Source organism: Streptomyces spinosus (genome assembly GCF_020400655.1).
Classification (GTDB): Bacteria; Actinomycetota; Actinomycetes; order Streptomycetales; family Streptomycetaceae; genus Streptomyces; species Streptomyces argyrophylli.
This window is the reverse complement of sequence record NZ_JAINRC010000030.1, coordinates 29,164-55,277: the sequence shown is the minus strand read 5'-3', so window position 1 is coordinate 55,277 and position 26,114 is coordinate 29,164. Positions and strand designations below refer to the sequence as shown.

The following is a 26,114-nucleotide window of genomic DNA, read 5'->3' as shown; positions in this document are numbered from 1 at the left end:
GTGCGGTGCGGGCACGGTCGGGGCCTGTGCCCGCACCGTGCGGTCGACGGCCAGGCCAGGCCAGGGCCGCCGGCGGGCGATGCTCATCCATTCCTCGTCGCGCTGGCCGGGGGCGGATCGCCCGGACCTGGCGCGGAACGCCGCCGGGCAGGTTCGATGTGGTCCGACTCCTCCGCCACGGCCGGCCAACGCCACATCGTCCGCACATGAACCCCCGCAGACTGCACGGTGATCCGGACATGCATCGCCTGAAGCGGCCTCGTCCAGCGCGAGAAGACGCCGCACCACCACAGGTCGCGGCAACGCCCTCTCCCGCGCGCGGAACTGCCGGTCGCACCCGCGTCTTGCCACGGGCATCGGCGTAGGCGCCGGCGCCGGCAGCGATGGTGGCAACGTCCACGTCGGCGGCTGCTGGGCCGCGAAGAAGAACGACCGGTGCCGCCCCGCCACGAGCGAGAAGGGGCCTCGACGCGCCCTGAAGCCAAGCGCCGCCGTGCGTGCGTGTCGGCCGGACACGGCTCTGGGCATCGTGCCCTCAAGCGAGTGAGCCCCGGCCAGCGAGCCGGCCGGGGCGGAACCCCCGAAGGGGTGTGATGGTGAAGGGCGGGCGCCTACGCGGCGAAAGGCAATGCGAGGCTTCAGCCGGACGATCGTCCTCGCATGCGATGGATGAGGCCCGGGGACACTGTCCCCTTCACCAGCACGCCTGGTTCAACCACACCGGCCCGCCGCTCATTCCCGGTGCGGCAAGAGACATCCCGTGCGGCGGTCTGATGAGCTGTCCGGGGAACCGTACACGGTCGCTGACGCTGATGGTGGCCCTGTCACAGCCACTTCGCCGGCTGGCTAGCCTGGTGGGTAGCGTGGTCCGCGACAGTCGTGGTGCGAGAGGGAGGAAGGGGGGAAGGCCGTGCTGCATCTGATCGACCGCAGCGAGGACCTGGTGGTCGCCGCACTTCCACAAGACGTCGATTTCTGCACCAGTGCCGACGTCCGCGCCGCAGGTGAGCACCTGCTGGCCGGCGACTGCCGCTACCTGGTCCTGGACAGCTCATCGGTCACCATCCTGGACTCCAGCGGCATCACGGTCCTGCTGGCTTTCTGGCAGCGTCTGCAGGAGGCCGGGGGCGCTCTGCTCATAGCCGTGCCGGACGAGCACCTGCGGTGGCGGCTGGGCATCCTCGGTCTGGACACCGTCCTGCTCATCACCGTGACACTCGATGAGGCCGTCGCCCGGGCCCGCCGGCTCCGCGACGGAACCCGTCCCTCCGTCTCCGCACACCTACCCGCCGTCGAACCCGAAAGCGCCTGATCCACCCGGCCAGGTCCGACCGTCGGCCGCGGCGACAAGTCGTCGTCCGCACGATGGGTCGGCTGGCCGCCGCTCAGTGGCGGCGCCCGTCGCGCTGGTACAACTCCGCCCCGGTGTCCCGGCCGGTCCCGGTGTGGACGCGGACGGTCGCGCGGCCGCTCATGTGCCCGACTGGGCACGATGAGACAGGGCCGCGCAGGCTGATGACTTCACATCCACGGGTGCCGCGCCTCACACCGCCTGCGCCTGCCGCCGCTCCCATTCCTCCTTCGTGATCTCGTACCGCACTCCCCCGTGCTCGGAACCCTCAACCGCGATCATGTCGTCCGGCGTGGGGATGCTCGCGGCGAGCGTCATCCCGAGCTTCTCCATGACGTTGCGCGAAGGGCGATTCACGGTCATCGTCTCGGCCCAGACCATGCGGATGCCGAGCTCGGCGAACCCCTTCGCCAGCAGCGCCTGCGAGACCTCCGTGGCGTAGCCCCGTCCCCAGGCCGCCCGGCGCAGGCGGTAGCCGAGCTCGGCCTCCTCACGCGGGCCGCTGCGCAGTGGCCGCAGACAGAACCAGCCGGCGAACGCGCCGCCGTCCTTCTCGTGCGCGGCGAAGAGGCCGAGGTCGTGGTCCCAGCGCTCGTAGCCGGCGAGGATGCTCGGGATGACGAGGTCGCGGACCTCCTCAGGCGGGGTCGGAGCGCCGCCGGTCAGGTAGCGCATCACCGCCGGGTCGCTGTCCAACTCGATCAGCAGGTCCGCGTCGGCGGCGACGAAGGGGCGCAGAGTCAGACGCTCGGACTGGAGGTAGGTGGTCACCTGAGGATGATGGCCGGGCCGGGCCGGACGGTCCAGGGAATTTTCGGGCCCCGCCTGTCACCGGGTGGGGTGCCGGAGAAGCAGCGGTATGTCGCCGGGTGGGGTGCCGAAGGAGCAGAGGTATGGCACGGCCGCCTTCACGTCACCGTAGAGGGCCCGCCGCTGTCGCTGTCCGAGGGCGCAGCGCCGGTCGTCCCGGTGCCCACGCCTCTGGGGCCGACCGGCCGGCCTCGCCCGCCCGGGACGCCGATGGCCCCGGGGCCGGGCAGCAGGCCCGGCAGCGGACCAGGAGGGGCGCGGTGGCTCGGGCCGGGTGCCGGGGCGCGGCGCGGTCGGCTTGCCGGCAGCTCGCCGGCCCGGGGCACAGGGAGGGCAGCGGCGGGGCAGGCGGCACGGGCGCGCAGGAGCAGATGCTGGCGGCGGGTACGGACGGACGGTGGCGACAGGATCTGCGGGCGCCCGGCCCGGTAGGAGACGGGGGTCGACGGCAGGAGTTGGCGCCGCCACATCGTCACCAGCGGTTACTCCGGCGCGGGGCCGGCGCCTGGAAGGGCGGGGCGGGTGATGATCGCTTTGACGGCCTGGTCGAGGGTGGTGGTGGGACGTCCGAGAACGTTCTGGAGGTCGTCGGTCTGCCGTTCCAGTGCGCCGGCCCGGACCTGGTCCTCGAGCCAGCCCTGGGCACCGGATGCGCGGTCGAGCCGGTCCCGGGTGACGACGGACCTGCCGGAGACGCGGCTGAGGGCGTCGGCGAGTTGGCTGTAGGTCCACAGGCTGCCGGTGAAGTCGTAGGCACGGCCGAGATGGGCGTCTTCGGTGAGGACGCGGGCGGCGGCCTCGGCGAGATCGGCGCGCAGGGCGGTGTTGAGGCCACGTCCACCGGTGCCGTCGACGAGTTGCCCCGAGGCGACGGCGGTGCGCAGGCTCTCGTTGAGGAACGCCTCACTGTAGAAGGGGTGACGCAGCACCAGATGGGGCAGACCGCTCGCGGCCAGGATGCGCTCGGTGGTGTGGTGTGCTGCGGTCACGCCGTCGGCCTGGGTGTCGGCGCCAAGGAAGCTGGTGTAGACGATCGAGCCGACGCCGGCCGAGCGGGCCGCGTCGATGGCCGCTCGGTGCTGTTCCGCGCGACGGGTGGGGTGCAGTTCCGGAGAGGAGATCAGCAGCAATCGGTCGGCTCCCTCGAACGCGTCGCTCAGCGTGGCCGGCACGTTGTAATCACCCACGCGGACCTGGATTCCGCGAGCGGCGAGATCCGTGGCTTTACCGGGATCACGCACCGCCGCTACGACGCGAGCAGGCGGGCATCGGGTCAGCAACTGATCAATGACCAGCCGACCGAAAGCGCCTGAAGCGGCTGATATGACGATCATCCACGTTTTCCTTACTGCGTCACGGTGACCGGGGTCCGGCCGACCCGGATACCGGGCTCACCATGGGTGAACAACCGGTCATGCGTCAAAGCCTTTTGCACGGCGTGCCTTTGACCACGCCGGGCTGCGCTGGATGGTGTGGAACAGGGCGATGCGGGGCGTGCTGCGCACACCGACCGAACCCTGCTTCGGTCGGTGTGCGCCGCCGAGCAGCCGTCTGGCCGCGCATGCGCCGGGTGATGGCCGGCAGCGCCTTCGGCACACGCGACGACGGCGATCACACACTGCGCCGAGAGTCACGCCGAACCGAACGGCAGCCTGTTCCCGTTGGGCGGTTCTGGCTCGCTTTCCGTGAAGCGGTCACGGTTGGTGATCAGTGGGTCTTTCGAGTCCTTGGAGGATCTTTCGCACTTCCTGGCGCCACTGGTCGGCGTCGGCGCTGCGGATCCAACTTCCCTACGGTGCCCTGCGGGAGGCGGCCCGGAGGTTTCTCACCGAGGTCGTCCGGCGAGGAAGTCCGCAAGGGAAGAGGCGAGTGCTTCAGGAGCCTCTTCGGCCACGTGATGCCCGGAGTCGATGCCGTAGCCGCGTACGTCCGGTGCCCACTGCCGCCAGATCTTCACCGGGTCCCCGTACAGGTCCTCGAGGTCGTCCCGGAGCGACCAGAGGATCAGTGCCGGGCACTGGATCCGTGTCCCGGCCGCGCGGTCGTCCTCCTCGTGCCGCCGGTCGATGGTGAGACCGGCCCGGTAGTCCTCCAGCATCGCCCGCACCACGTCGGGGTTTCTCGTGGCCGCGCGCCACTCGTCATAGTTCTCCTGCCCCATGCTCTGGGGGTCACCGCGGTACCAGCTGTCCGGATCGGCGTTGATGACCCGCTCGGGAATGTCCGGCTGGGCGAAGAAGAACCAGTGCCACCACTGCGTGGCGAACTCCGTCGTGATGCGGGACAAGTGCTCCGTGAGGGGCAGACAGTCGATCAGCGCCAGCCGCGAGACCGCGTCGGGATGATCGAGTGCAAGACGCAGCGCGACACTGCCTCCGCGGTCGTGCCCGGCTAGCGCGAACCGGGTATGGCCGAGGGAGCGCATCACCTCCACCACGTCACCAGCGACAGCCCGCTTGGAGAATCCCGCGTGGTCCGCGGTGGGCGCGGGACCGGTGGACCGGCCGTACCCCCGCAGATCAGGACAGACCACCGTGAAACCTTGTCGGACGAGGAGCGGGGCGACGCGATGCCAGGTCGCAGATGTCCGAGGGTGGCCGTGCAGCAGCACCACCGGCGGCCCTTCCCCGCCGTAGCGAACGAAAATCGACGCTTCACCGACCTGAACCCGCCTGGTCTCAAAGCCCTCGAACAAGGCCCGCACCTCCCGCACTCCCTGACGCACCGCCACGGCACCTATCGGCCCAGGACAACCCCGTACTCGCACCCAAGGAGCGCCGGGCCAACAGGCTGCGCAAGCCGGCCCCGTTCACCGACGAGTGCCGACCGGCACAGCCTTCCTCATGCCCCCGTAGGTCCCGTGGACACAACTGCCCTATTCGCCAGCGGTGTCAGCGAGGTGGCGGGGGCGCTCAGTCGCGGCCGAACGGCAGCCTGAGGCGGCCGAACGGCAGCCTGCGGCCGAACGGCAGCCTCGGCCCGCAGTACGAAGGCCGTGGTCCTGTGCCGGCGGGGCAGCGGGTCCGGTGTGCGGGCCAGCGGGACGGTGGTTCGGCGATGCCTGGTGACTGGCGGGTGGATCGGATCGGGCCGGCACAGCCCGGCGGTGCAGGCGAAGCTCGGGTTGTTGGCTTGATCGGTCCGCGAACCTTGATCGTCGCCGGGCCTGCTGATTGGTTGGCCGGTATGAGTGAACTGGGACCCGTCGTCTGGCCGCCTTCCCCGATCAAGACCGAGCGTCTCGTGCTCCGTGAACCCGATGCCCGGGACCGAGCGGCGTTCATCGATCTGTACGCCTCGCCGGAGGTGCACACCTACCTTGGCGGTCCCCGGCCGCGTGACGAGCTGGAGCGCGAGATGCCCGAGGTGCCCGGGCGGCGGCCCGGCAGTTTCGTCGTCGAACTCGACGGGGCGATGATCGGCCAGATCCTGCTCCGGAGAGCACCGGAGGACGGTCGCCCCGCTGCTGCGGGGAAGGTGGATCTCGGCTACCTGTTCCTGCCGCACGCCTGGGGATCCGGGTATGCCACCGAGGCCTGCACAGCGGCACTCGACTGGTTCGACGGCGCCCTTCCCGGCGAGCCGGTAGTGCTCCACACCCAGACCGCCAACGTCGCCTCGATGCGCCTCGCAGCGAAGCTGGGTTTCACCAAGGTGGAGCGGTTCCACGCCTGGGGCGCCGAGCAGTGGCTCGGCCTGCGGTCCCCACTCACGCCGCACGACTGAGCTTCCATGCCCACTGGTGACTGACCCCCGATGGTGACTGATCGCGTAGGTAGTCGCTGGCGGGCGTGGGATGGGGGCGGTTGGATGTCGTGGTGAGCAGCACTGAGGTGTCGACCGGACTACCGAGCGACTCGCCGGGCCACGGTGCGGCCCCCAGTCGGCCTAGGCCCTGTCTCCTTGACTATCCGCTGGCCGGGGCGCTTGCGGATGGTCCATGGTGGTGCCGTCAGGATTCCGCCCGAAGGCGGCCTCTAGAACAGCAGGGAGGTCTGCCTCGAGGACCGTGGCACGCACCTCCGCCAGGACATGAGGGAAGGTGTCATCGTCTACGGCGCCCATGTGCTCCTGACGGATTTGGTAAATGATCTCAACGAGTTCAGGCCTCAGCCGCATCGGGGAAGTTCCCCTGAGGTCATGCGCTGGTTCATGCACCAGGTCGACGAAGAGATCTGCACCTCCCGTGCCTGGCAAGGTCCAGTTCCAAGTACCAGGCGTCATCGGGCACGGAGTACATCGCGGTGATCGTGTAGTCGCCGTCGGGGTGTCGGAAAGCCATTGCCGCATGTTGTCACGCTGGCCTGAGGGTGTGCCTCTCCAATTACGCGACCCGGGCCCAGATGAGGATGGCGGCGAGGTGGAGTGCTGCCTGGTAGACGATGGCGAGCTTGTCGGTTCGCATGGCCAGGCCGCGCCACCGCTTGAGTCGGTTGATGCACCGTTCGACGGCGTTGCGCTGCTTGTAAGCCTCGAACGCATCCGCGAGTCCCGCGCCAACGGCTGGCTCGGCGAGGTCGAGGGACTCCAGGTCAGTTTCGACGCTGCGATGGCCAAGCTCAACAGCCTGAAGCGATCTCCAACCGATGGTCGGCCACGGCTGATCGACCTTGGCATGCCTGTCTTCACCGACCACGCACCCCGCCCGCGCCAGGACCGGGCAGGCCCGGATGACCGGCCCTGATCCTGTCAGGGAGCGAGTTCGGTTTCGCGAAGGCTGCGGAACACCGCCGGGGTCGCCCACCCGCGCAACGTGGCGTGAATCGCCGATCGGAATGCGGCCTCGGCCGTGGCGGCGTCGAGAGCCCCAGCCAGTTCAAGAGTCACGAGCCCGTGCAGGGTGGCCCAGATAGACAGGGCGATCGCCGTCGCGTCGCCGGCGAGGACAGACACCGCCAACGCGCGATCGATCGCCGCGAGGAGCGGACGGATCGGGTCAACGGCACCGACCTCCCCCGACGGGTCGAAGGACTGCACACCACCGAACAGCACCGTGTACAGGTGGCTGTGTCCGCGCCCCCAACGACGATAGGCGACGGCCAGGGCGTAGAGGTCGGCGAGAGGGTCCGCGGAGGTCTGCGCCGCCGACAGGTCCTGGAACAGGCCGGCGACAGCTCTGTCGCGCACCGCACCGATCAGTCCGTCCTTACCACCGAACAAGGAATACACCGCCGTCGTCGACGCCTCGGCAGCGGCGGCCACGGCGCGGACCGTGAGCGACTCCCGCGGACGGCTGGCGAGCATCTCGGTCGCGCACTCCACAAGCCGCTCTTTGACGGCCTCGTCGTTTGTTCTCGGCCTACCCACGGTCAGCAGCCTACCCTCTTTGGTAACGTCGTTTTGAAACGACGTTCTGAAACTGTTGGAGGTCCGCTATGCCCACATCCGCCATACGTCTCGTCCGCTTCACCGGACGCTTACTGCTGGCCCTGGCCGCCGTCGTGATGCTGGTCGTCGTCTTTCTCGCGCTGATCACCCTCACAGACGGGGCAGGCTCGGGGCTCGCCGCATGGTTGACGACCCTTGGAGTCGGGGCTGTCCTCGCGACGTGGCGGAGTCGGCGCCGCACGTGGCCGGCGCGGCTCGTGCCGTTCCTGCCGGTGGCTGTCGCGGCGGCGCTGACGGCATCGGTCTGCATCCCGACCGTGCCGACGGCCCGGCGGTACCCGCCCGCGCTGCCCTTCGTGACCACGCAGCACTGGAGCCTGAGCACGGGCAGCCGGGTCGCGGTGTACCACTACCCGCCCGCGCACCCCAGCCCCCGGCATCCCATCCCGCTCGTGTACCTCAACGGCGGACCGGTCCGTGGCATCTCGGTACTCGACCACCGGTTCCTGCAACTCCTGGCCCGCCAGGGCTACGACGTCTACGCCTACGAACAGGCCGGCGGCGGACGCAGCGATCTGCTCCCCATGGGCCAGTACACGATCTCCAGGCCGGTCAGCGACCTTGCCGCCTTCATCGACCGCCTGAACAAAGGCAAGGTCGACATCCTCGGCTTCTCCTCGGGCGGGGCCGTGCTCACCCGAGCCCTGACCGACCCGAGCGTCGCCGCACGCCTGCACCGGGCGATCATCGCCGAGCCCGGCCCCATGGACGGCCCCTCCGCACACATCACGGGGCACAAGGGCCGAAAATCCGCACGCGGACTCGCGCCGGCCCGGACCGGACCGCGATCGACACACGTCCCCCGGTACGCCGTGGCATTCGGCCTCATGCGACTCGGACTCCTCAGCCCCGGCACCGGACTGATCGGACAGGCCGAAGGCGACAACGCCTTCACCGCCGCGGACCTCGGCAGCGACACCGCATCCGCGTACTGCGCCCGTGACGCGCACCGCATCCCCGCCGAGGACACCGCACAGAACTTCTCCTTCAGCCCCGCCGCCAGCCTCCGCATCCAGCAGACGGTCAAGGACTCACCCTCCATCGCCTCACAACTGAGGCAGTCCCGGACCCCCGCGATGCTGATGATCGCCGAATGCTCCTCCCAGATCCGTCAATGGGAGACCGCCGTCCTTGCCAATGACCCCGCCATCCAGCGCACGCAGTACATGCCCGGAGTCGGACACCACATGTGGAACGGCCTGGACGACAACAACGACCGAGCCGCCGCCGTCATCACCGCGTTCCTTCGGGACAAGCCGGCCCCCCTGCCGAACTACCCGACCCGCGACGAGATCCCTGCCTTCCTGCGCGATCACAAATGAAGACGTTGAGGCCCGTCACCGGCAACGGCCGGCGAGCCCTCGAAGCCGACCCGGCCCCGAGCCAGGCACAGCCAAGGACGACCTCGTGGTCCGGAAAAGGACACCCGCGCATGAAACGGTCGAGCAGGCGGACACCGAGGCCCTGGCCCGGTCGCCGGCCTGCTGGTGGTGATCCCGACGAGGTCTTCGGCGACGTGACCCTGCTGACGCACGCGATCGACGTGGAGGGTGATGCTTCCCTGCAGAGCGGTCAGCCGTTGACGGTGCGCACCACGGCCGTGTTGCCGGCCTTCGGGGCTGATCCGGAACTCGCAGACCCACCCGGCCCCACCCCCATGGACATGGCCCGTGAGTACGGACACGGCCTGGCGATCACGCCGCTACAGGCCCACACCAGCGGACGAGCCGCTGGTAAGTGATCGCCCGCGGACCTGACGGGTGCGGGTGAACGAGCCGGATGCCGGCTCCCTCAGCGGGTTACCGAGCCGGCGGCCCGGCCTTGGCACGCCGGTAGTCCGGGTCGCGAGGGCTGGCCGGCCAGCCGGTCAGACGTACAGCGCCGGCACCGGCAGTCGAGCGCGCTCCCTGCCTGGGTGGGTGCTGCGGCGAGTACGACGGCACCGTGCCTGAGGAGGTGGAGCCGCGTTACGCCCGCCGGGAGGGCGAAGCCGGCGTGATCGGCCGGGGATCGCGGGTGTCATCGACGGGCGTCGTCCCGCACGGCCGTCGGTGAGACATGCGTCTTCGCAGCTCACAAGCTGGGACGTCCCACGAAGTCGCCACCTGGCGAAAGCCTGTGTCGCGGTAGCCGGATCGGCGCGCATGGTGGCTCCCGTCAGCAGACGGACCTCGACAGGAGGGGGAAGCAATGGGGAAGGGAATGCGGACGAGGGCAGGCATGGTCCTCGGCACGCTCGGTCTGGCCACGGCGGCCACGCTGATCACCGCCGGACCGGCGTTGGCGAGCGGATCGGTGTGCGCGACGACCTGTGCCTCGGAGGTGAACTTCACGTCCGACGGCGAGTACTTCACCGTGCACGACTACGCCTCGGACGGAAAGTCGACCGTCGGGGACCTTCAGTACTACTACAACGGTTCCTGGCACGACGAGGGCTGGGTCTGGAACTCCAACGGCTACAGCGGAAGCCCGGTGACGAAGAACTACTCGATCGGTGAGGGTGTCGACGTCGCCTACATAGCCTGCTTCGGGCACGCGAGTACCGGCGAGATCTTCGACTGCGGGGACTGGCACTACGACACGGCCTGATCCCCGGAGGTCCCCTCCCCGGCCCTCCCTCGGCCGGCCGAGGGAGGGGACCGCGTCGCTGACCGTGTCCACCCGCCGCGCAGCGGTGTGGTGATCCCGGATCGCCAGGGGTCAGGGACGCCGGTCATCCTGTCGGGACCCAGGCCCGCCGGCCGTTTCATCGGTCCGGCCACCCGCGGTCGAGAGTGCCGCCATCGTGGGCCGAGCGGTCACCTTCGCCCGGCTGGAGGGCGCTGTCGACCCGGCCGTCGCCCGAGCAGCCGGCCTGGGACACGGTTGCATTCTCCCTGTCCCAGAGCCTGCCGAGTCGTCCCCACGGCACACCGTGGGGACGGACTGCTGTCCGCCTCCGAGCAGGGCTGCCCGAGCCTGCCACAGGTTCAAGGCCGTGAAGGCCGCCCTGGTCGGGACCGGCTGCGCCCGCGCCCGCCTCGGCAGTGGGCGGGTGAGGTGTTCGCGTCCGCCTCATCCGGGCTGTCTCCGGTACACGCCGCCATCCGGCCCTCTCATCACCCGGAGCGCGCCTTCACGGCGGCACGTGTCCGTTCGGTCCGCTCAGCCGGAGTGGGCGGGGGTCCGGCGGGGCGGGGCGGGTGCCGACGGCTCGGGGGGCTCCAGCAGGTGCCGTTGCCCGCCCGGCCGAGTGCAGCCGTGGCGGCCGGAGGTCAGTTGCGTGCAGGCCTTCGCCCGGGAGGGGTCGGACGCGGGGATCATGGCGGTGTACACGTCGGTGTCGTAGTGCACCCGCTCCCGCAGGGACCTGCCGCGCGCCGGGACCACCTCCGCCACGTCGCCGGGACGACCCCAGCTGATGCGGCCCCAGGCGGCCCGGCACGCGTTGCTGTAGCGCAGTTCGACGTACACCCGGCCCACCCGGGCCAGGGCCGAGGTCCAGGCGTCACCCGCACACCCGGTGTCCTTCGGGTCGAGGCCGGCGCAGCCGTCCGCGAAGCACTGCGTGTCCACATCGGCTTCCGCTGCGGTCGTCGATGTCTCCGTGGTGCCGGGTTTCCGGTGCGGGCCGGCGTCGTGACCGCCTGCGGCCGGGATGGCCGCCGCTCCGACGGCCACCGCGGCCGAGACGACGAGGAGACCGGCCAGCCGTGCGCCCGGTGACCTCCGGCGCGCGGGCCGGGCGGGCGGCTCCACCGCCTCGGCCGCCGGCTGTCCGCCGGGATCCGCTTCCGGGCCGGGCGGGCGCGGCCGGTTCCACGCCTGCTCCGCCAGTTCCCACAGGGCTGTCAGGGGTGCGATGTCGCGGCCCGTCAGCCGGCCCAGCGCCTCGACGGCTTCCCGGGGCGGCAGCTTCCTGCCGTTGAGGTACCGTTCCCAGGCCGACTTGCTGTACGGCGTCCTCCCGGCCAGCGCCGCGAGGCTCTGTCCGCTGTCGTCCTTCATCTCCCGCAGTCGGTCCACCAAGGCCCGCACATCAGGTTCCAGCTCGTGCGGTAGCTCCCGCCACTTCCCCATCGCCCGTCCCGCCCTGTCCGCCGCGCACTGCACGCCGAGCCGACGGTACGGTCACCGGTTCTCGCCGCAGAAGTGCATGGCTTGCCATTTCTCGCCGCCGGGTAGGGGCGGGACATGGAGGTCGCCGGAGGACCGCATCTGCTGCGCGTGGCGCTCGTCCTGGCCGTATCGGCCCTCCTGGCGTCCGTGCCGGCGAGTGCCGCCGACCGGCCGACGGCGTCGTACGTCTCCGGCCGCGGCGCCCTCGGCGACGACTGGCGGGACGAGGGACTGCTCGACGCCCGCGGGCATCCGCGCAGTGATCTCGTCGGCCTGTGGCAGTCCGTGCTGTGGGCGGACGGTTATCTTCCCCGGGCTTTGGTCACCTGCCGCTACGACGCCCGTACCCGTGAGGCCACGCGTGTCTGGCAGAGCAACCACGGCCTGGTCGCGGACGGGGTCGCCGGGGCCCAGACCTTCGGCTTCGCGGGCACGAGGCTGATTTACCGGCAGCCGTGGACGGTGTACGCCGGCGAGCGGTACGCCCTGCCTCTGCGCCGTACCGGCGCGGGTGTCTACGAGGTGTACGACGAAGGGCGTTTCCGCCCGCTGCGTACCGACACGACCACGTTGCACGTCTGCCGGGGCGGTCATTGATCCACCACCCAGGAGGTGCGGGCGCCGACACCGAGTTGACGGCCGGGCAGGTTCACGCTCCCCCTGGCCCGGCCGGGCGTCGCGCCCAGCATGCCGGTGCGCGCCTCACCGGCGGGCGCGCTCGTCGCCCGGCTGTCGGTGGAGACGGTGAGCCGTGAAGTGCCGGCGCCGGGAACCACCTCGGCCCACACGGCACGGCAGAGCGGGCTGTACCAGAGCGTGAGCGTGTGGTGCCCGGCGCTGAGCGCGTGCACCGGCACACCGCCCCGGTCGCAGCCGAGCCGGTAGGGGTCCCGGCCCCGGCAGCCGTCGCCGCGACAGGGCACGCCGGGTGCCGTCCCGGTCGCGGCGGGCAGCGGCCAGGGTCACTCGGGCTCACCGGACGGCGCCCCCTGAGGGGACAGGTCACGGGACGCCGTGCGACCAGCGCCGTCCCAGGGACTCAGCAGAGCCAGCGACGAGGCCAGCAGCAGCGCCGTCCCCAGCAGAGCGCCGAGCATGGTGGTCCGGGATCGCCGACGAGGGGCCGCGCCGACCGGTGCGGCCTCCTCGCCCCGGTCCGGAAGCCGCGCCGGTCCCGGCTCCTGTTCCCGGGCCGCGGCCACCTCCCACAGTGCCCGGAGCCGGCCGTTCTCCTGTGCGGCGAGACGTCCGAGGGCGTCCACGGCCTCCCACGGCGGCATCGTCCGGCCGGACAGGTAGCGGTACCAGGAGGTCGCGCTGTAGCCCGTCTTCCGGGCGAGCTGGGCGAAGGTCCAGCCGTGGCGGCCCTTGAGCCGCCGCAGCTCCTCCAACAGCCGCCGGTGCGCTTCCGGAAGGTCCCCGGGCATGGGTCTTCGCAGGGTCACGTCCGGCGTCCGGCGGGGCCGGGCGGCCGGAATCCGTCCCCTCGCGCGGACGCACCGGAGCCCACCCTCAGCAGCCCGCCTTGCCGTCGATGTAGACCGTGCTCACGGTGTCCGGCTGGAGCACCCGCTGCTCGGAGGGGGCCAGGCAGACGCCGTACGAGCGGCCGTCGCCCGCAGTGGTCATGTGCAGGATCGCCCTCTCCTCGTTGAGGCCGCTGTAGACCGCGTAGGCGCCGTAGGCGTCCGGTCCCAGCTCCTGCGGGAACCGTGTCACCCCCCGGTAGGAACCCGTCGGCCGCCCCTGTGCCCAGTCGTCCGCCGTCTTGTAGAAGCAGACGTCCAGCTCGGCACAGCCGTTGCCGGCCCGTGCCGCGGACGGTGGCGCCGCCGCCACAGCGGCGGCGGCGAACAAGCCGGCCACGGCCGTCGTCATCACCCTCGTCCCACGTCTCATGGTCCTCAGGCCAACACACAGGGCGCGGGAGGCAGAAGAGGTTTTTCGGCCCGCCGTGCCAGCCGTCTCGCGTATCACCGTTGCGCCCGGTGTCTTCACAGGTCACCCGGGTGGGACGGCACAGGGTCGCGGCCCCTGCCGACGGTGCGTGGCACCGCCGTGCCACCAGCCTGCCACCCGGAGGAAGCGTGCCCTCTCTGCGCGCGCAGTGCTCTGGTGGTCGGCGCGACCGTCCTCCAGTGGAAGATCCGCGGCATCGCCGCCGACGGCACGGAGAGTTCCGCCGCGGAACCGAACGCCCCGCGCAATGGGGTAGAGTGATCTTGAGCCCGCCGCCACAAGCGGACAGAGCTCAACGCGTCGGTGGTCCAAGGAAAGACGCCCCGCTTCCTGCGGGGAAATGCAGGTGCAAGGCCTGCCCGGCGCTCCAACGGGAAAGCCCCGCCTCTGACGAACCGTCAGAGGCGGGGCTTTCGGCATGAGACACCGCGTCAGGAGGTCAGGCCGGGGGTTGACCACCCCCGAGACGGCGGGGGTGGCCATCGACCTGGTCGTGGTTGGCGGCGCCGTCCTGGTCGTCCCGCGTCAGAGGGACACGACGCCCGGCGCCTGACTCAGCAGCCGATCGGCGACGAGCCGACGGCCACGTCGTCAAACCACAGGGTGTCGTCGCCGGTTCCGTAGCTCTCCCAGCCCAGCCGCAGGGCGGTCGGCCGGGGCGGGGTGGTGCGGGAGAGCCACTGCTGGTCGACGTCCTGCGTCGGTACGCCGTCGACGTGCAGTCCGGGCACCTGTTCGTCGCCCAGCCAGGTGTCCAGCTTGGGCGCGGAGGTGTCCACGGCGAACCGCAGGCACTGCCAGCTCCCCGTCGGCAGCGGCCTGCTCAGCGCCACCCCGGCCGGACTCTGGGCGGGAAGCGTGGCGTCGTCGCCCTCCCGGTTCCACTGGAGCGCGCCGTTCTGACCGCCGACCCGGAGCGCCCGGCCGCCCTGGGAGGTGTCCGGCATCGACACGAAGGTGACGTGGGAGGAGGGCAGCGCGCTGACGTGCCGGACCCACAGGCGGACGTACAGCACCGGGCCGACCGACGACAGGTCGGTGGTGGCGGCGACGAAGGCGTGGTTGCAGTAACCGGCGCGCCCGTCCACCCGCAGTGACCTGGTGCCGCCGTGGGCGACAGCCGTGTCGACGGCGGCCGTGCCCGAGCCCTGGCAGTCCGGCGCGGTGAAGCGCCAGTCACCGGACGGGGAGGGGCCGGTCTGGTCCTCGAAGCCGCTGCACAGCACGGCGTTGCCGCAGTCGGCGGGTGGCTGGGTGGGGGGAGGGGTGGTGGGCGGTGTGGTGCCGTCGTCTCCGCAGGGCACGCCGTTGAGACTGAAGTCGGTGGGCGCGGGGTCGGCGGACTGCCAGGTCCCCTGCAGGCCGAACTCGGTGCCGGCGCCGCTGGGCAGAGCGGCGTTCCAGTCCGTGCCGACCGCGGTCACGGAGCGGCCCGTCTGGGTGACGGTGGCGTTCCACGCGGAGGTGACGTGCTGGTCACCGCCGTAGGTCCAGGTGAGCCGCCAGGCGCTCAGTGCGGCACCCAGGTTGGTGACGCGTATCTGCGCGGTGTAGCCGCCGGACCACTTGTTGACGGAGTAGTCGACCCGGCAACCGGCGGCGGTGCCGGTGCTGCTGCCGCTGGCGGGCACCGCGACGAGGAGGGACACCACCGGCGCGAGGATCGCCGCGGCCACCGCCCAGGGGGTGCGCACCCATCGAGGGCATCGCGCGGGCTGAGAGGGCATGTACGTCTCCGGAGGAGGGGGGAAGGGGGAGGGGAAGGGGAGGGAGGCGGGGGCCGGCACCCGATCGATCGATTGGGAGCGCTCCCGAACCGCCTGAGAGTGCATGCCGCCGGTCGGGGGGTCCGGTCGGCGGGGCCGGTCGCTGGGCGGGCCCCGTCGCTGGCGGGCCCGGGCGGCGGCGGACCCGGCCCGGTCTGGCCGGGCCGGGTCCGATCGGGTGGGGCGAACCGGTGACGCCCGGGTCAGCGGAAGTTCACGTCACTGCACAGGAAGTACGTCTGGTCCATGTGCGACGCCTGCCAGATCGTGTAGACGACGTGGCGGCCGCTGTAGCCGGACGTGCTCACGGGGATCGAGTAGTTCTGGCTGGGCGCGTACTTCCCCGTGCGGGCGACCAGTTGCAGGTCCTTCCAGGTCAGCGGCTGGGTGGTGGGGTCGAAGCCCTGCCGGGTGACGTAGACGAGGAAGTAGTCCGCGCCATGGCTGGCCTGGTCGTACAGGTGCACGGTGAAGTTGGCGCCGATGTCCGTGGTCTTCCAGGGGCCGACGGTGTCCAGGGAGTCGTAGCGGCCACTCTCGGTGTGGCCGCCGCTGCACAGCTGCCCGTCGGGGATGACGGCCTGGAAGTTACCGGCGGAACCGTTGCGGTACAGGCCGTTCCAGTTCCACATGGCGTTGGGGTTGGCCTGCCACGCCTGCCAGCACATGGGGTCCTGCTGCGCCATGGCCGGGTTCTGGAAGTCGCTGCCCCAACGCTGCCAGCAGCCGTAGTTGCGGGAGGCGGGGTCGATCACCGAACCGTGCGCGGAGGCGGTGCCGCCGCCCCAGGTGATCAGGCTGACCAGGACCGCGACGAGGGTGCTCAGGACGAGCGTCACGCGACGGCCGGCCGTACGTTGTGCATGCTCATGACAATGCATGACGGGGTTCTTCCTGTGGGGGTTGGGTGTCGTTTCGTTGGGGGGTCGTGGGGGGCGCGGGACGTGGGAGCGCTCCCGCGCCTTCCAGGCTGCTGGGCGCGCGTCGGGGCGGCAACAGCTTGTTTCCGCCAAAGCCGGGGGACGCGGAACCCCGTGGGAAAACCGTCCCGGCACGTTACCGGTCGGAGCATGGCCGTACCGGCCCCGACGAGGGCGTGACGTGCGGCGCACAGTCCTCGAGCACACGGGCGAGTCCGGAGGCGCCCGCGGGATCGAGGCCCTCTTTCGGCCGGGACCTACCGGTGGCCGGGAGAAGCCGCGTCGTTCTCCCGTTCGCAGGGGGACGAGACGCGGAAGACCCCGGCGGTGCCGCTCGTCCTGGCTGGAGAGGGCCAGGTCGCGACGCCTTTCGTGCGAGGAGCCCCGAGGCCCCGGCCCTCCCGGGCGGTGCGCGGCAGTGGTGGCGGGCATGGGTCATGCTCCGTGGCGGACAGCGCGTCGGATGGCGTGAAGGCACCGGGGTCTCCTCGCCGGGCGTGGCGCCACGGCGCGTGACGAGCGGGGTGCTGGGGCGGGGACTAGCCTGGAGAGCAGTCGGGCGGCCGTGTCGGCCGAGAGGTCATCCCGACACCGACCCTGCGGCCGGCGGACGCGTGGCGGTGTCCGCGGCCCCGAATTCCTCCTGAGCGCGAGCGTCGCACCAGGCCGACGCCCGCGCCGGGCCTCGCGCCCCGTCGGGTGGGCGTCACTTCGTACTGCCGGCGGGTGGACCGGGCGGGAGTACGGAAATGGCGTGGAACGTGACCGGTACCTACTTCGAAAGCTGCAACTGCGACACCGTGTGCCCCTGCACGACCTCGGGCCTGACCGCCCCTGCCGACAACGAGCGCTGTCAGGTGACGTTCGCGTTCCACGTCGCACAGGGTGAGGTCGACGGCGTGGACGTCTCCGACCGCAACGTGGTCGTCTTCGCCGACGCGCCGCGCGTGATGGCCGACGGCGGCTGGCAGGTGGCGCTGTACGTCGACGCTTCGGCCGACGACGGCCAGGCGGAGGCGCTGGGCAAGGTGTTCTCCGGGCAGGCGGGCGGACCGATGGCGGCGCTCGTGCCTCTCGTCGCCGAGGTGCTCGGCGTCGAACGCGCACCCATCGACTTCCGCGACGACGGCCGCCGGCACACCGTGCGGGTGGCGGACGCCATCCACATCGAGATCGAGGACCAGGTCGCCCCGCAGTTCGGCGACGACGGTCCGGTGATGAAACTGTCCGGCGTGTTCCACCCGGCGAACAGCACGCTGACCGTCGCCAGGTCGACACGGGCCGTCGGCCACGGCGTGCACGGCCGCTCCTGGGACTTCACCGGCCACAACGCCCACTCGGCGCCCTTCTCGTGGTCGGCGTGACGCGGCCCGCGACGGCGGCCCGGCGCCCCACGGCCCGTACGGGAGCGGTCCTCCTCGCGGCGGCCACGGCGGCGGCCTGGACGTGGACGGCACTGCGCCGGGGTGACATGGGAGCGGGGACCTCGGCCGGCGAGCTGCCCGCCTTCCTGGGCACGTGGACGATCATGATGGCCGCGATGATGCTGCCGGCCACGGCACCGGTCGCCTCGCTGTACGCGCGGACCGCGCCCGCGCGCCGGACGCCGCGCCTGATCGCGTTCACCGCCGGTTACCTGCTGGTCTGGGCGGCCGCCGGACTGCCGGCGTACGCGCTGGCCGCCGGGGCGGCACGGGTGGCGACCGCTCATCCCACCGCGGGGACGGCGGTGGCCGCCGCCGTCTTCGCCCTCAGCGGTGCCTACCAGCTCACCCCCCTCAAGGACGTCTGTCTCACCCGGTGCCGCTCACTGGTCGGTTCGCTGCTGTACTACGCGTCGTACCGCGGCCCCGCCCGCCACCTGCGCGCCGGGGCCCATCACGGAGCGTTCTGCCTGGGCTGCTGCTGGTCCCTGATGCTGCTGCTCACCGCGTTCGGTGTGATGAACCTGTGGGCCACGGTGGGCCTCGCCGCCGTCATCACCGCGGAGAAACGCCTGCCACGGGGCCGTCTCCTCGCCCGCGCCGTGGGACTGGCCTCGCTCGCCCTCGCGATCGGTGTCTTCTGGCTGCCCCTGCTGGCGCCCAACCTCACGGGCGGCGGCATGACGGACATGGGCCTGCCACCAACATGACCCCGGTCACCGCGTCGCCCGCCTGGGGACGCCGGGATGCAGTGTCCGTTCGTTCTCGAGCCCGAGGGGACCGGGCAGCACCGACTACTACACCCGCCTGGAACAGGCGCGGTCGCCGCAACCGACGCCGTCGGTACGGCGCGGTCTGGTACGGGGGCCGCGCTGACCTCGGACCGGCGCGCGGTGCCTCGTCGAGCGGCCGGACTCTTGAGAGAGTGGTCGCATGTGCGGTCGATACGTTGCCACCCGCAGCCCGCAGGACCTGGCGCAGCTGTTCCATGCCACCCAGTGGCCTACGACGGAGGCGCTCACGCCGAGCTGGAACGTCGCGCCGACCGACGAGGTGTGGGCCGTCCTGGAACGCGCCCCGCGCGACGAGGGCGGCGCCGCGGCACCGGTGCGGCAGCTGCGGCCGCTGCGCTGGGGCCTGGTGCCGTCCTGGGCGAAGGACCCGAAGATCGGCGCGCGGATGATCAACGCCCGGGTGGAGACCGTGCACGAGAAGCCGGCCTACCGCCGTGCGTTCCGCACACGCCGCTGCCTGCTCCCGGCGGACGGCTTCTACGAGTGGCAGCCGGAAAAGGACCCGGTCACCGGCAAGGTGCGCAAGCAGCCGTACTTCATCCACCCCGCGGACGACCAGGTGATGGCGCTGGCCGGGCTGTACGCGTACTGGCGCGATCCGGCCGTCGGCCAGGACGACGACCCGGCCGCCTGGCTGACGACCTGCACCATCATCACCACCGAGGCCACCGACGCGGCCGGCCGCGTGCATCCGCGCATGCCCCTCGCCCTCACCGAGGACCACTACGAGGCCTGGCTCGACCCCGCGCATCAGGACCCCGACGAGCTGCGGTCTCTCCTCGGCCGGCCCGCCGACGGACACCTGGAGGCCCGCCCGGTCTCCACGGCTGTCAACAACGTCCGCAACAACGGCCCCCAACTCCTCGACCCGGTCAGCCTGTAGCCGCAGCCAGGGTCGTACCGCGAGCCGAGGGTGCCGGGGCTCGTCACGCCTGGGGGTCCGCGGCCACGCGCCCGGCGACGGTGCCCGGGGCGCGGCGGGACGTGCTCGGCGCCGGCCCGGTCCAGCGGCGCCCACAGCGCGTCGTCGGGGGCGAGGTGGGCGGACCGCTGACGCCGGGTGCCGGCAACAGCGCCCCCTCGTGTCGCCCCCGGACCGGCCCGCTGACCAGGCCCGTAGGGTCCCCAACGCGGCCGTCGCTACTCACCCGTCTCGTGTTCCGAACGATCCTTGGCGAGAGGCTCGTCGTAGGTGATCTCGACCGGCGCGTTCGCCTCCGCTCGTGCGCGGTCGGAAGCCGCCGCGATCTCCTCGTAGGTCCATTCCCTGTGCAGACGCTCTCCGTGGGCATCGGTGATGTCGACGACCAGGCCGGTCCACTCCTCGGCGGGCTGTTCGGGGACGAGTCCCAGTTCGTACGTGGCGTCCTGGAGCAGGGGTTCGGTGACACGTATGCCGGTGAGTCTCTCGGCGAGAGCGAGAACCGCCGCCTTCCCGTCGACGTCCGGGGCGTTCTCGTCGTGTTCTCCTCCGGGAGTCAGCGGAAAGCCGACTTCCCGCAACAAGGGGACCAGTTCATCGGGGCTGCTGCCGTCGCGCGCCGAGGGGCCTTCGAACGCCGTACGGAGCTCACCGTCCTCGAACCAGTGGAAGAGGTGGATGGGCTTGCCGCCGTTGCTCGAGTGCGCCACGACCCTGCCGCCCTCCGACAGCGTCTCGGCGCACGGCATCCCAAGGCCACCGTCGAAGCCGAGGACAACTGTCCAGTCGCCCTTCTCGCCAGTGGCCTTGAAGGCGCCGGCGACGTAGGACTCGTCCCAGTAGTCGTGATCCACCCCGGCACGGTGAGCGTCATCCGCCGCGATCAGCCCGGCCGTGCCCTCCCCGGTGCCGCGCGGTTCCGCCTCCAGCGCACGCAGCACCTCCTGCGGGCTCCGCCCCCGAATCAGTGTCAAGGTGTACCCGCTCCCCATCATGTGGCGGAAGAGCGGCGAGGTCCGGATCCAGGCGTAGTCGTGTGCGGTCACCAGGTTCATACGGCGCAGTGTGCCCGATGCCTCTGACAACGCCCGGTCAGCCCGTGCCACCTTCCGTTTCCCGGTGGCTCGGTCCGGCCGCATAGTCCAGCGGAGGTGCGATCGCTTGCGCATCCGCCCCTTCACCGACCCACAGGGCGATGAACAGCGCGGCGGTCGCTTCCAGGAGTCCCGCACGCTCGAGACCGCCGCCGGCCACGGGGTCACAGCCCACGTCCCGCACCAACTGGCGTACACGCACGAGGAGGGCCGTCTCATCGTCCCCGCAGACCGGCACGGCCAGTGGCCGTCCGTCGAAGACGGGCGGTCGCATGCGCCACACGTCCTCGTATTCACCGCTCTGGGCCGGACCTTGCTGGCGCCCATCGACGCTGTCGGCGCCTGGGCCTTCGAGCACGGCGATGAGGTCGTGGCCGCCCAGGAAGCGGCATGCACTGCCGCATCGCAGTCCCCTCATCCAACTTGTCAGACGAGCCAGCAGCGTGAGCGCAGACGTCGCCGGCGGAACGCCGCCAGTCGGAGCCGTTAGCCCGCTCACCGGCTACCGGCTGCCGGCTACCGGCTGCCGGCTCGGACACGTCGGTCTCGGCCGTAACGGCCGCCTCGGGCCGGCGACGCGGGAACCGCCGACCGCTGGGGAGCGCGGCGCGGGCACCGCGGTCCGAACCGCGACCGGCGTTCCGCTGAAGGGGCCGGTGGTGGGCCGCGTCACGGGCGTGCGCTGTCGTCTTGACCGGATGGCTGAGGTGTGGTGTCGGCGCCGGCCGCCGTGTGCGGGAGGCGCAGGTCCGCCAGGGTCTGGGCCAAGGACTGCCAGACATGTGCGGCCAGGTCCAGGTTCTGGGACTCCGCCGCCTGATGGCCGAGCCGCTGGAGGAGGTCGATGCCCTCGTCGACACGGCCGGACAGGATCATCAGGCGGCCGTACAGGACCGACAGCCGTACCCGGTCGCGGTAGGGCAGGCGCAGGTCCTCCTCGGCCAGCAGTGTGCCGCTGATCGCGCGGGCCTCGTCCGTCCGGCCCCGGTGGAAGGCCAGGTGGGCCTGCAGTGCGCGCAGCTCCTGGACCTGGACCGGCGTGCCGATCAGGTCCACGACGGACGCGGCCTCGGTGAGCCAGCGCTCTGCCGCGGCCGGCCGGGGCGGTGACATCTCCAGCGCGGCGGCGGCGGCTGCGGCCCGGAGCCGGATCCAGAGGGTCAGGTCGTCCTTGCCCTCGAGGAGTCGCAGGGCCGTTTCCAGTCCGGTCCGGGCGGAGTCGTGGTCGCCCTGGCGGTTGCGGACCATGGCGACGGTCCACCACCCCTCGGCCGCCTGTGCCGGTGCGGCCACGGGCAGCCAGTCCCGCTCGAGTTCGTCGACGTGCCGCGCGGCAGCGTCCAGCCTGCCCAGCTCGACCTCGATGCCGATCAGCACCATGAGGGCAGCCGTGGTGTCGGACACGGACAGTTCCTCGGCGCGCGCGAGGGAGTACGCCTGGGCGGCAGCCGGCTCTGCCGTGCACATGTCACCCAGGGCGCGCAGGCAACGGGCGTACTGCACGTATGACCGCACGCGCAGTTCGGGTACCTCCAACAGCTCGCTCAGTTCGAGGAGTTGCAACAGGTGCCCGCGCTCCTGCGGGTAGTCGCCGAGACGGCCGGCCGCGCGGCTCAGCAACCACAGGGCCTGCCAGCGGGCGGCGGGATCGTCGTCGGCGTCCTCGTCGACCGCCCGGCCGAGGGCCGCGAGGTCGTAGGTGCCGGACGGCGCCGACAACACGGCCGCCAGTTCGCGGGTGAGGGACCGCTGGGGTGAAGGGGCGGTAAGGGCGGACGCGTCAACGCCCAGCCGCTCGGCGAGATACGCCGTGGCGCGTTCGGTGGGCCGGCGCTCCCCCGACTCCAGGCGCGACAGGTACCCCGTCGACATGCCGTCGCCGACGAGCCCTGCCTGGCTCAGGCCTCGCTCCAGCCGGAGCCTCTTGAGCCGACGGCCGAAGTGCGGCTGCTCGAGCATCTCCCACCTCTGCTCCCGTGACGCATGCCAGACCTCCGCCCCTCGGCCCGTTCGTTCGGAGATCTGGAGTTGTCAACACTTTACGAATCCCATTGAGGGGCGGCAAGGCGATAACCGGGCAGCAATTCGCCTGGTCAGTAGGCGTGTTGCTGTGCAGTGAGCGGCCGAGGGGTGGGCGTGCTCCACTGCAACGACGGTCCCGCACATGGGAGTTGGCACGAGACACAGGTCATCTGGCAAACCCTTGCCAAGGGGGTTGCCGCCCCTTAGCCTCGAAGGTGCCGTCCTGACGCGATTCCCCCAACTCGTCTCATGGAGGTCTCCGTGCCGCGCCACGCCCGACCGGGCTCAACGCGAAGACCCGTCCCACGGCTCGCCACACCCGGTCCACGGCCGGTCTGCATGCCACCTGGCGAGACCGAGTGGCCGTGACAACGTTATCCGGCCGTCGGCCCGTCCTCGTCGGGCGCATCCGCTCCCCGTGACCAGCCGTCCAGGACCATCCGCACACGCCCACCGGGCCACCCTCACGCGGAACAGCAGACCGCGGCCGCCGACGCGGTGGCCCGCCTGTGCGCCGGACGCCCGCCGACACCCCGGCACCTACGCACCGGTCCGTCCCGCACCCCACACCCACCCCCACTACGCGCAGCAAAAGGACGGTACGTCCGTGGCGACCACGAGTTTCCCAGACGCCTCGCCCCGCAAGCACCACTCCACCGCACACCCGGCCCCTCCCCTGCGCCGCGCCCCGCTCACGAACAGCTCACGCCCCGCTCCCGCGTCGCGTGCCGTCTGCACGGCCCGCCCTCTGTCCGACGACCTCGTCATCACGGCCGCGGAGCCGGAGTTCGCCCGGCACTTCGGCCTCGGCTCGGAAGAGATACGCGGGTACCGCCTCCTCGACCTTCTGCACTCACCGGCACCCGCCCGACTGCGGGAACGGTTCCTCGCTCTCTCCTCGGGCCGCCGGCCCCGGTTCACCGAGAAGGTCATGGGCAAGGACGGTGCCGGCGGACTCTTCCGGGCCGACATCACCGGCATCGCCGTGCACGGCCTGTCCGGTGAGACGTCCGGCGTCGTCGTTCTTCTTCGCAGCCTCGCCGGCGCCCCCACACCTACGTCTCCCGCACCGCAGCAGGACGAAGCCCCGGCGGCCGGCGACACACCTGTGCTCAGCGCTCTCGACGCGCAGGTACTGGAGGGGGTGGCGCGCGGCGAATCGACGGTGCAGCTGGCCTCCCGCCTGTACTTGAGCCGCCAGGGCATCGAGTACCGCATCGGTCAGATGCTGCGGAGGTTCGACACCCCCAACCGGCCCGCGCTGGTCTCTCGTGCGCACGCGCTCGGGATGTTCGCCGCCGGCCAGTGGCCGCCACGCGTACGGCCGGACCGCGTCAAGTCCTGAGCGCGGCAGTCGCCCTGGACGAGGGCCGTGGTGTCAGGAACGCCACGGCCCTCGCGGTACGGCCGCCCGCGACCGCCCTCGGGGGTGCCGCGCCCGGCCGCTCCCAGGAGGTCGCCGTGGGAGCAGGGCGCGGCGGCCTCCGGGCGGAGCGGTGCGGCCGTCCCCTGCTCCCGGGCACCGTCCTCCCCTCGGCTCACGCCGCCGAGGGCTGCCAGGCCTCCTGGAAGCGGCGGCGGGCGCGGAAGAGGCGGGACCGTACCGTGCCCACGGGCAGCGCGAGCACCTCCGCGATCTCCTCCTCGTTCAGACCGTAGGCGCGCAGGGTCAGGACCTGCCGGTGCGCCCGCGACAGACGTTCGAGGACATCGCTGATGTGCACCGCGTCCAGCGGGTTCGCCTGTTGCTGCGACTCGACCTGCCCGCAGGTCTGTTCCTCGCCGAAGCGTTTGGCGGTGCGCACGGCCTCGCGGACCGTCACCGCGCGCACCCACCCGTAGAAGGCCACCGGTTCGCGCAGCTGGCCCAGCCCGCGGTAGATGGCCAGCAGTGCCTCCTGGGTGGCGTCGGCCGCGTCGTCGCGGGTGATGGACCGGCAGATCCGGTTGACGTAGGGCGTGATGTGGTTCAGCAGGTGGTTCATGGCGTGCTCGTCGCCCGACTGGGCGCGCGGCAGCAGCGTCAGGGGGGAGGCGAGTTCGCTGACGGTGGACATGTCGCAGGAGGACTCCTTGAGGCGACGGGCGTTTGAGGGAGTGCGGGTGGCGTTCAGCCCGCGTCGGCGGTGGCGGGCTCGCGCCGGGCCGCGGACGCGAAGGCGAGGAGGCCGTCGAGCACCTCGTCGCGGAAGGCCCGCATGAAGGACGGGCTGAAGCAGGCGGTGTAGTGCGGGAACTCGATGGCCAGGCGGCCTTCGAAGGAGACCACGCACGCCATGACGGGGCTGCGGCCGGCCTGCGGGAAGTAGTGCTCGCGGGCGGGCACCAGGCGGACGTCGACCACCCGCAGGTCGCCGGGCAGGCGGGGTCCCGGGACGACACCCATGTTGGTGACGATCACCGTGGCCAGCTGGAGCGCGGGATTGCGGGGGATCTCGGGGGTGATGCGCATCTCGTGGAAGTGACCGCCGCCGGCGATGAAGTCGCTCACCCGGGCGTGGACGGTACGCGCCAGCTCCAGCGGGTCGGAGGTGGCGGCCACCTCCAGGGTCTGCAGGTGCGTGGTGACCGCCGGCACCATGGCGGACGCCGGCAGCGGTGGCGTCAGCCGGGAGCGCAGGTCGACGGGGGACAGGCAGCCGAGGGTGCGGGAGCCCTCGCCCTCGAGGCGCCGTCGGGCCGTGGTCAGCAGGGCCGCGGCGATGAGCGCGTGCACGGACACGCCGGCCTGCCGCGCCCTCTCACGCAGGCGCGTGGTGTGTTCGGTGTCCAGGGTGAGCCGGCACACCTCGATGTGCCCCTCCCCCGCCCCGGCGGCCGGCGCCTGGCCGTGGGTGTGTGCCGCGTCGTAGGGCACCAGCTCGACCGGGTGCCGCTTGGTCCGCGTGACGCGGGCGTCGAGGTAGGCGGCGGTGTCCGCCTCGTCGGCCGGGGGGAGCAGTGTGCTGACGGGCTCGGGCCAGTCCGGGGCGTCCGCCGCGTCGGCCGGGACGGTCCGTGCCTGCCCGTCGGTGACGAGCGACCGGTAGTAGTCCCACAGGGTGTTGTGCAGCGTGATGCTGCTGTGGCCGTCGGTCACCGTGTGGTCCACCACCAGGACGAACAGGTGGTCCGTGCCGTCCGGTGCGCTGACCAGGACCGCGCGCGACAGCGGGCCGCCCACCGGGAGGGGCCTGTTCAGCTCCGTCGCGTAGGCCTCGGCCGGATCTCCGGTGCGGGTCTCCAGGCGGGGCCGCTCGGTCTCGTCGAGCAGAGCCAGCGCATGGCCGGTGCCGTCCGCCACTATACGGGAGCGCAGGGTCGGGTTGGCCTGCGTCACGGCGCGGAACGCGGCGGTCAGCGCCTCGATGTCGACGCGTCCGCGCAGGGTGCAGGACAGCACGGCCCTGCTTCGCTGGCCCACGTAGAGCGTCTCGACCGGACACAGCGCACGGTGCATGAGGGCAGCCCTCTTCTCGATCGTCCAATGGGGGTCCCGCGGGCGGCACGGCCTGTCACCGGTCCGTGGCCGCGGGCGTCGGGGAGTCGCGTCCGAGAGTGCACCGCGCGTCGTCCCCGAATCCACC

The 26,114-nt window shown here is 71.6% G+C and carries 25 protein-coding genes and 3 pseudogenes; 12 read left to right on the top strand and 16 right to left on the bottom strand.

Annotated elements, in window-relative coordinates:
- Nucleotides 1-355: 355 nt before the first annotated feature.
- Together LG395_RS41835 and LG395_RS38150 are read left to right on the top strand one after the other, a co-directional pair.
- Nucleotides 356-547, top strand: a complete 192-nt coding sequence (locus LG395_RS41835) for a DUF6233 domain-containing protein (RefSeq protein ID WP_225813800.1) — start codon at nt 356-358, stop codon at nt 545-547.
- A gap of 363 nt (nt 548-910) precedes the next feature.
- On the top strand, nt 911-1,312 hold the full coding sequence (locus LG395_RS38150) for an STAS domain-containing protein (RefSeq protein ID WP_225813746.1): 402 nt from the start codon (nt 911-913) through the stop codon (nt 1,310-1,312).
- 231 nt (nt 1,313-1,543) lie between these two features.
- On the opposite strand, the gene LG395_RS38145 is transcribed toward LG395_RS38150, so the two are convergent.
- The 3 genes from LG395_RS38145 to LG395_RS38135 form a co-directional block, all read right to left on the bottom strand.
- Entirely contained in the window at nt 1,544-2,122 is a 579-nt protein-coding gene (locus LG395_RS38145; protein ID WP_225813744.1) for a GNAT family N-acetyltransferase, read from the bottom strand.
- A 521-nt stretch (nt 2,123-2,643) separates the two neighbouring features.
- Nucleotides 2,644-3,495, bottom strand: coding sequence for an NAD(P)H-binding protein (locus LG395_RS38140; RefSeq protein WP_225813742.1), 852 nt, complete (start codon nt 3,493-3,495; stop codon nt 2,644-2,646).
- A 491-nt stretch (nt 3,496-3,986) separates the two neighbouring features.
- Complete coding sequence (locus tag LG395_RS38135) at nt 3,987-4,856, bottom strand: alpha/beta fold hydrolase (RefSeq protein ID WP_225813798.1); 870 nt, start codon at nt 4,854-4,856, stop codon at nt 3,987-3,989.
- A 491-nt stretch (nt 4,857-5,347) separates the two neighbouring features.
- Here LG395_RS38135 and LG395_RS38130 point away from each other — a divergent pair, with 491 nt between their 5' ends.
- Entirely contained in the window at nt 5,348-5,887 is a 540-nt protein-coding gene (locus LG395_RS38130) for a GNAT family N-acetyltransferase (RefSeq protein ID WP_225813739.1), read from the top strand.
- Between the two features lie 598 nt (nt 5,888-6,485).
- On the opposite strand, the pseudogene LG395_RS38125 reads toward LG395_RS38130, so the two are convergent.
- Together LG395_RS38125 and LG395_RS38120 are read right to left on the bottom strand one after the other, a co-directional pair.
- Nucleotides 6,486-6,635, bottom strand: a pseudogene (locus tag LG395_RS38125) (IS5/IS1182 family transposase); the annotation flags it as partial.
- 215 nt (nt 6,636-6,850) lie between these two features.
- Nucleotides 6,851-7,468 carry a TetR/AcrR family transcriptional regulator gene (locus LG395_RS38120; protein WP_225813737.1) on the bottom strand — a complete coding sequence of 206 codons (618 nt, stop codon included), beginning with the start codon at nt 7,466-7,468 and terminating at the stop codon, nt 6,851-6,853.
- A gap of 68 nt (nt 7,469-7,536) precedes the next feature.
- Between LG395_RS38120 and LG395_RS38115 the strand changes: the two genes are divergently transcribed.
- From LG395_RS38115 to LG395_RS38105, 3 genes are all read left to right on the top strand, one after another.
- Nucleotides 7,537-8,871: an alpha/beta hydrolase gene (locus LG395_RS38115; RefSeq protein ID WP_225813736.1), complete on the top strand. Its 1,335-nt coding sequence runs from the start codon at nt 7,537-7,539 to the stop codon at nt 8,869-8,871.
- A 194-nt stretch (nt 8,872-9,065) separates the two neighbouring features.
- Nucleotides 9,066-9,290 (top strand): hypothetical protein, encoded by a 225-nt coding sequence (locus LG395_RS38110; protein WP_308071482.1) that lies wholly within the window; start codon nt 9,066-9,068, stop codon nt 9,288-9,290.
- Nucleotides 9,291-9,751: 461 nt separating this feature from the next.
- Nucleotides 9,752-10,138: a hypothetical protein gene (locus LG395_RS38105; RefSeq protein ID WP_225813728.1), complete on the top strand. Its 387-nt coding sequence runs from the start codon at nt 9,752-9,754 to the stop codon at nt 10,136-10,138.
- 555 nt (nt 10,139-10,693) lie between these two features.
- Here LG395_RS38105 and LG395_RS38100 read toward each other — a convergent pair.
- Entirely contained in the window at nt 10,694-11,554 is an 861-nt protein-coding gene (locus LG395_RS38100) for a helix-turn-helix domain-containing protein (protein WP_308071484.1), read from the bottom strand.
- 168 nt (nt 11,555-11,722) lie between these two features.
- On the opposite strand from LG395_RS38100, the gene LG395_RS38095 reads away from it, so the two are divergent.
- Nucleotides 11,723-12,244, top strand: coding sequence for a peptidoglycan-binding domain-containing protein (locus LG395_RS38095; protein WP_225813723.1), 522 nt, complete (start codon nt 11,723-11,725; stop codon nt 12,242-12,244).
- Here LG395_RS38095 and LG395_RS38090 read toward each other — a convergent pair.
- From LG395_RS38090 to LG395_RS38070, 5 genes are all read right to left on the bottom strand, one after another.
- Nucleotides 12,238-12,570: a DUF2690 domain-containing protein gene (locus tag LG395_RS38090; RefSeq protein WP_225813721.1), complete on the bottom strand. Its 333-nt coding sequence runs from the start codon at nt 12,568-12,570 to the stop codon at nt 12,238-12,240. The two genes, LG395_RS38095 and LG395_RS38090, sit on opposite strands and share 7 nt — an antisense overlap.
- Before the next feature lie 39 nt (nt 12,571-12,609).
- On the bottom strand, nt 12,610-13,074 hold the full coding sequence (locus LG395_RS38085) for a helix-turn-helix domain-containing protein (RefSeq protein WP_225813719.1): 465 nt from the start codon (nt 13,072-13,074) through the stop codon (nt 12,610-12,612).
- Between the two features lie 85 nt (nt 13,075-13,159).
- A complete protein-coding gene (locus tag LG395_RS38080) occupies nt 13,160-13,546 on the bottom strand; it encodes a hypothetical protein (RefSeq protein WP_225813717.1) in 387 nt (128 codons plus the stop codon).
- Between the two features lie 614 nt (nt 13,547-14,160).
- Entirely contained in the window at nt 14,161-15,333 is a 1,173-nt protein-coding gene (locus LG395_RS38075) for a cellulose-binding domain-containing protein (protein ID WP_225813716.1), read from the bottom strand.
- A gap of 242 nt (nt 15,334-15,575) precedes the next feature.
- Nucleotides 15,576-16,253: a lytic polysaccharide monooxygenase auxiliary activity family 9 protein gene (locus LG395_RS38070; protein WP_225813715.1), complete on the bottom strand. Its 678-nt coding sequence runs from the start codon at nt 16,251-16,253 to the stop codon at nt 15,576-15,578.
- A 788-nt stretch (nt 16,254-17,041) separates the two neighbouring features.
- On the opposite strand from LG395_RS38070, the gene LG395_RS38065 reads away from it, so the two are divergent.
- The 3 genes from LG395_RS38065 to LG395_RS38055 all read left to right on the top strand — a co-directional run bounded on the left by LG395_RS38065 (nt 17,042) and on the right by LG395_RS38055 (nt 19,393).
- Nucleotides 17,042-17,656: a DUF1326 domain-containing protein gene (locus tag LG395_RS38065; RefSeq protein WP_225813714.1), complete on the top strand. Its 615-nt coding sequence runs from the start codon at nt 17,042-17,044 to the stop codon at nt 17,654-17,656.
- Nucleotides 17,653-18,426: a DUF2182 domain-containing protein gene (locus LG395_RS38060; protein ID WP_225813713.1), complete on the top strand. Its 774-nt coding sequence runs from the start codon at nt 17,653-17,655 to the stop codon at nt 18,424-18,426. The genes LG395_RS38065 and LG395_RS38060 overlap by 4 nt, the downstream gene beginning before the upstream one ends.
- 223 nt (nt 18,427-18,649) lie before the next feature.
- Complete coding sequence (locus tag LG395_RS38055; protein WP_225813711.1) at nt 18,650-19,393, top strand: SOS response-associated peptidase; 744 nt, start codon at nt 18,650-18,652, stop codon at nt 19,391-19,393.
- A 257-nt stretch (nt 19,394-19,650) separates the two neighbouring features.
- Here LG395_RS38055 and LG395_RS38050 read toward each other — a convergent pair whose 3' ends face one another.
- Together LG395_RS38050 and LG395_RS38045 are read right to left on the bottom strand one after the other, a co-directional pair.
- Nucleotides 19,651-20,487, bottom strand: coding sequence for a DUF6461 domain-containing protein (locus LG395_RS38050; RefSeq protein WP_225813709.1), 837 nt, complete (start codon nt 20,485-20,487; stop codon nt 19,651-19,653).
- Between the two features lie 37 nt (nt 20,488-20,524).
- Nucleotides 20,525-20,818 (bottom strand): annotated as a pseudogene (locus LG395_RS38045) (NADP oxidoreductase); the annotation flags it as partial.
- Between the two features lie 3 nt (nt 20,819-20,821).
- On the opposite strand from LG395_RS38045, the pseudogene LG395_RS38040 reads away from it, so the two are divergent.
- Nucleotides 20,822-21,016: pseudogene (locus tag LG395_RS38040) on the top strand (winged helix-turn-helix transcriptional regulator); the annotation flags it as partial.
- A gap of 179 nt (nt 21,017-21,195) precedes the next feature.
- Here the strand turns inward: LG395_RS38040 and LG395_RS38035 are convergent.
- The gene (locus tag LG395_RS38035) at nt 21,196-22,485 is read right to left on the bottom strand and encodes a helix-turn-helix domain-containing protein (RefSeq protein ID WP_225813707.1); all 1,290 of its coding nucleotides are present in this window, start codon (nt 22,483-22,485) and stop codon (nt 21,196-21,198) included.
- A 670-nt stretch (nt 22,486-23,155) separates the two neighbouring features.
- Here LG395_RS38035 and LG395_RS38030 point away from each other — a divergent pair.
- Complete coding sequence (locus tag LG395_RS38030; RefSeq protein WP_225813705.1) at nt 23,156-23,893, top strand: PAS domain-containing protein; 738 nt, start codon at nt 23,156-23,158, stop codon at nt 23,891-23,893.
- 193 nt (nt 23,894-24,086) lie between these two features.
- On the opposite strand, the gene LG395_RS38025 is transcribed toward LG395_RS38030, so the two are convergent.
- Both LG395_RS38025 and LG395_RS38020 read right to left on the bottom strand, forming a co-directional pair.
- On the bottom strand, nt 24,087-24,605 hold the full coding sequence (locus LG395_RS38025; RefSeq protein WP_225813704.1) for an RNA polymerase sigma factor: 519 nt from the start codon (nt 24,603-24,605) through the stop codon (nt 24,087-24,089).
- Between the two features lie 53 nt (nt 24,606-24,658).
- The gene (locus tag LG395_RS38020; protein WP_225813703.1) at nt 24,659-25,987 is read right to left on the bottom strand and encodes a phthiocerol/phthiodiolone dimycocerosyl transferase family protein; all 1,329 of its coding nucleotides are present in this window, start codon (nt 25,985-25,987) and stop codon (nt 24,659-24,661) included.
- Between the last annotated feature and the right edge of the window lie 127 nt (nt 25,988-26,114).

What these genes read in the sequence shown, in the direction of transcription:
- LG395_RS38140 (WP_225813742.1), bottom strand. Translation starts at nt 3,495, where the DNA reads ATGATCGTCATATCAGCCGCTTCAGGCGCTTTCGGTCGGCTGGTCATT.
- LG395_RS38130 (WP_225813739.1), top strand. Translation starts at nt 5,348, where the DNA reads ATGAGTGAACTGGGACCCGTCGTCTGGCCGCCTTCCCCGATCAAGACC.
- LG395_RS38115 (WP_225813736.1), top strand. Translation starts at nt 7,537, where the DNA reads ATGCCCACATCCGCCATACGTCTCGTCCGCTTCACCGGACGCTTACTG.
- LG395_RS38105 (WP_225813728.1), top strand. Translation starts at nt 9,752, where the DNA reads ATGCGGACGAGGGCAGGCATGGTCCTCGGCACGCTCGGTCTGGCCACG.
- LG395_RS38095 (WP_225813723.1), top strand. Translation starts at nt 11,723, where the DNA reads ATGGAGGTCGCCGGAGGACCGCATCTGCTGCGCGTGGCGCTCGTCCTG.
- LG395_RS38085 (WP_225813719.1), bottom strand. Translation starts at nt 13,074, where the DNA reads ATGCCCGGGGACCTTCCGGAAGCGCACCGGCGGCTGTTGGAGGAGCTG.
- LG395_RS38080 (WP_225813717.1), bottom strand. Translation starts at nt 13,546, where the DNA reads ATGAGACGTGGGACGAGGGTGATGACGACGGCCGTGGCCGGCTTGTTC.
- LG395_RS38075 (WP_225813716.1), bottom strand. Translation starts at nt 15,333, where the DNA reads ATGCCCTCTCAGCCCGCGCGATGCCCTCGATGGGTGCGCACCCCCTGG.
- LG395_RS38070 (WP_225813715.1), bottom strand. Translation starts at nt 16,253, where the DNA reads ATGCATTGTCATGAGCATGCACAACGTACGGCCGGCCGTCGCGTGACG.
- LG395_RS38065 (WP_225813714.1), top strand. Translation starts at nt 17,042, where the DNA reads ATGGCGTGGAACGTGACCGGTACCTACTTCGAAAGCTGCAACTGCGAC.
- LG395_RS38055 (WP_225813711.1), top strand. Translation starts at nt 18,650, where the DNA reads ATGTGCGGTCGATACGTTGCCACCCGCAGCCCGCAGGACCTGGCGCAG.
- LG395_RS38050 (WP_225813709.1), bottom strand. Translation starts at nt 20,487, where the DNA reads ATGAACCTGGTGACCGCACACGACTACGCCTGGATCCGGACCTCGCCG.
- LG395_RS38035 (WP_225813707.1), bottom strand. Translation starts at nt 22,485, where the DNA reads ATGCTCGAGCAGCCGCACTTCGGCCGTCGGCTCAAGAGGCTCCGGCTG.
- LG395_RS38025 (WP_225813704.1), bottom strand. Translation starts at nt 24,605, where the DNA reads ATGTCCACCGTCAGCGAACTCGCCTCCCCCCTGACGCTGCTGCCGCGC.
- LG395_RS38020 (WP_225813703.1), bottom strand. Translation starts at nt 25,987, where the DNA reads ATGCACCGTGCGCTGTGTCCGGTCGAGACGCTCTACGTGGGCCAGCGA.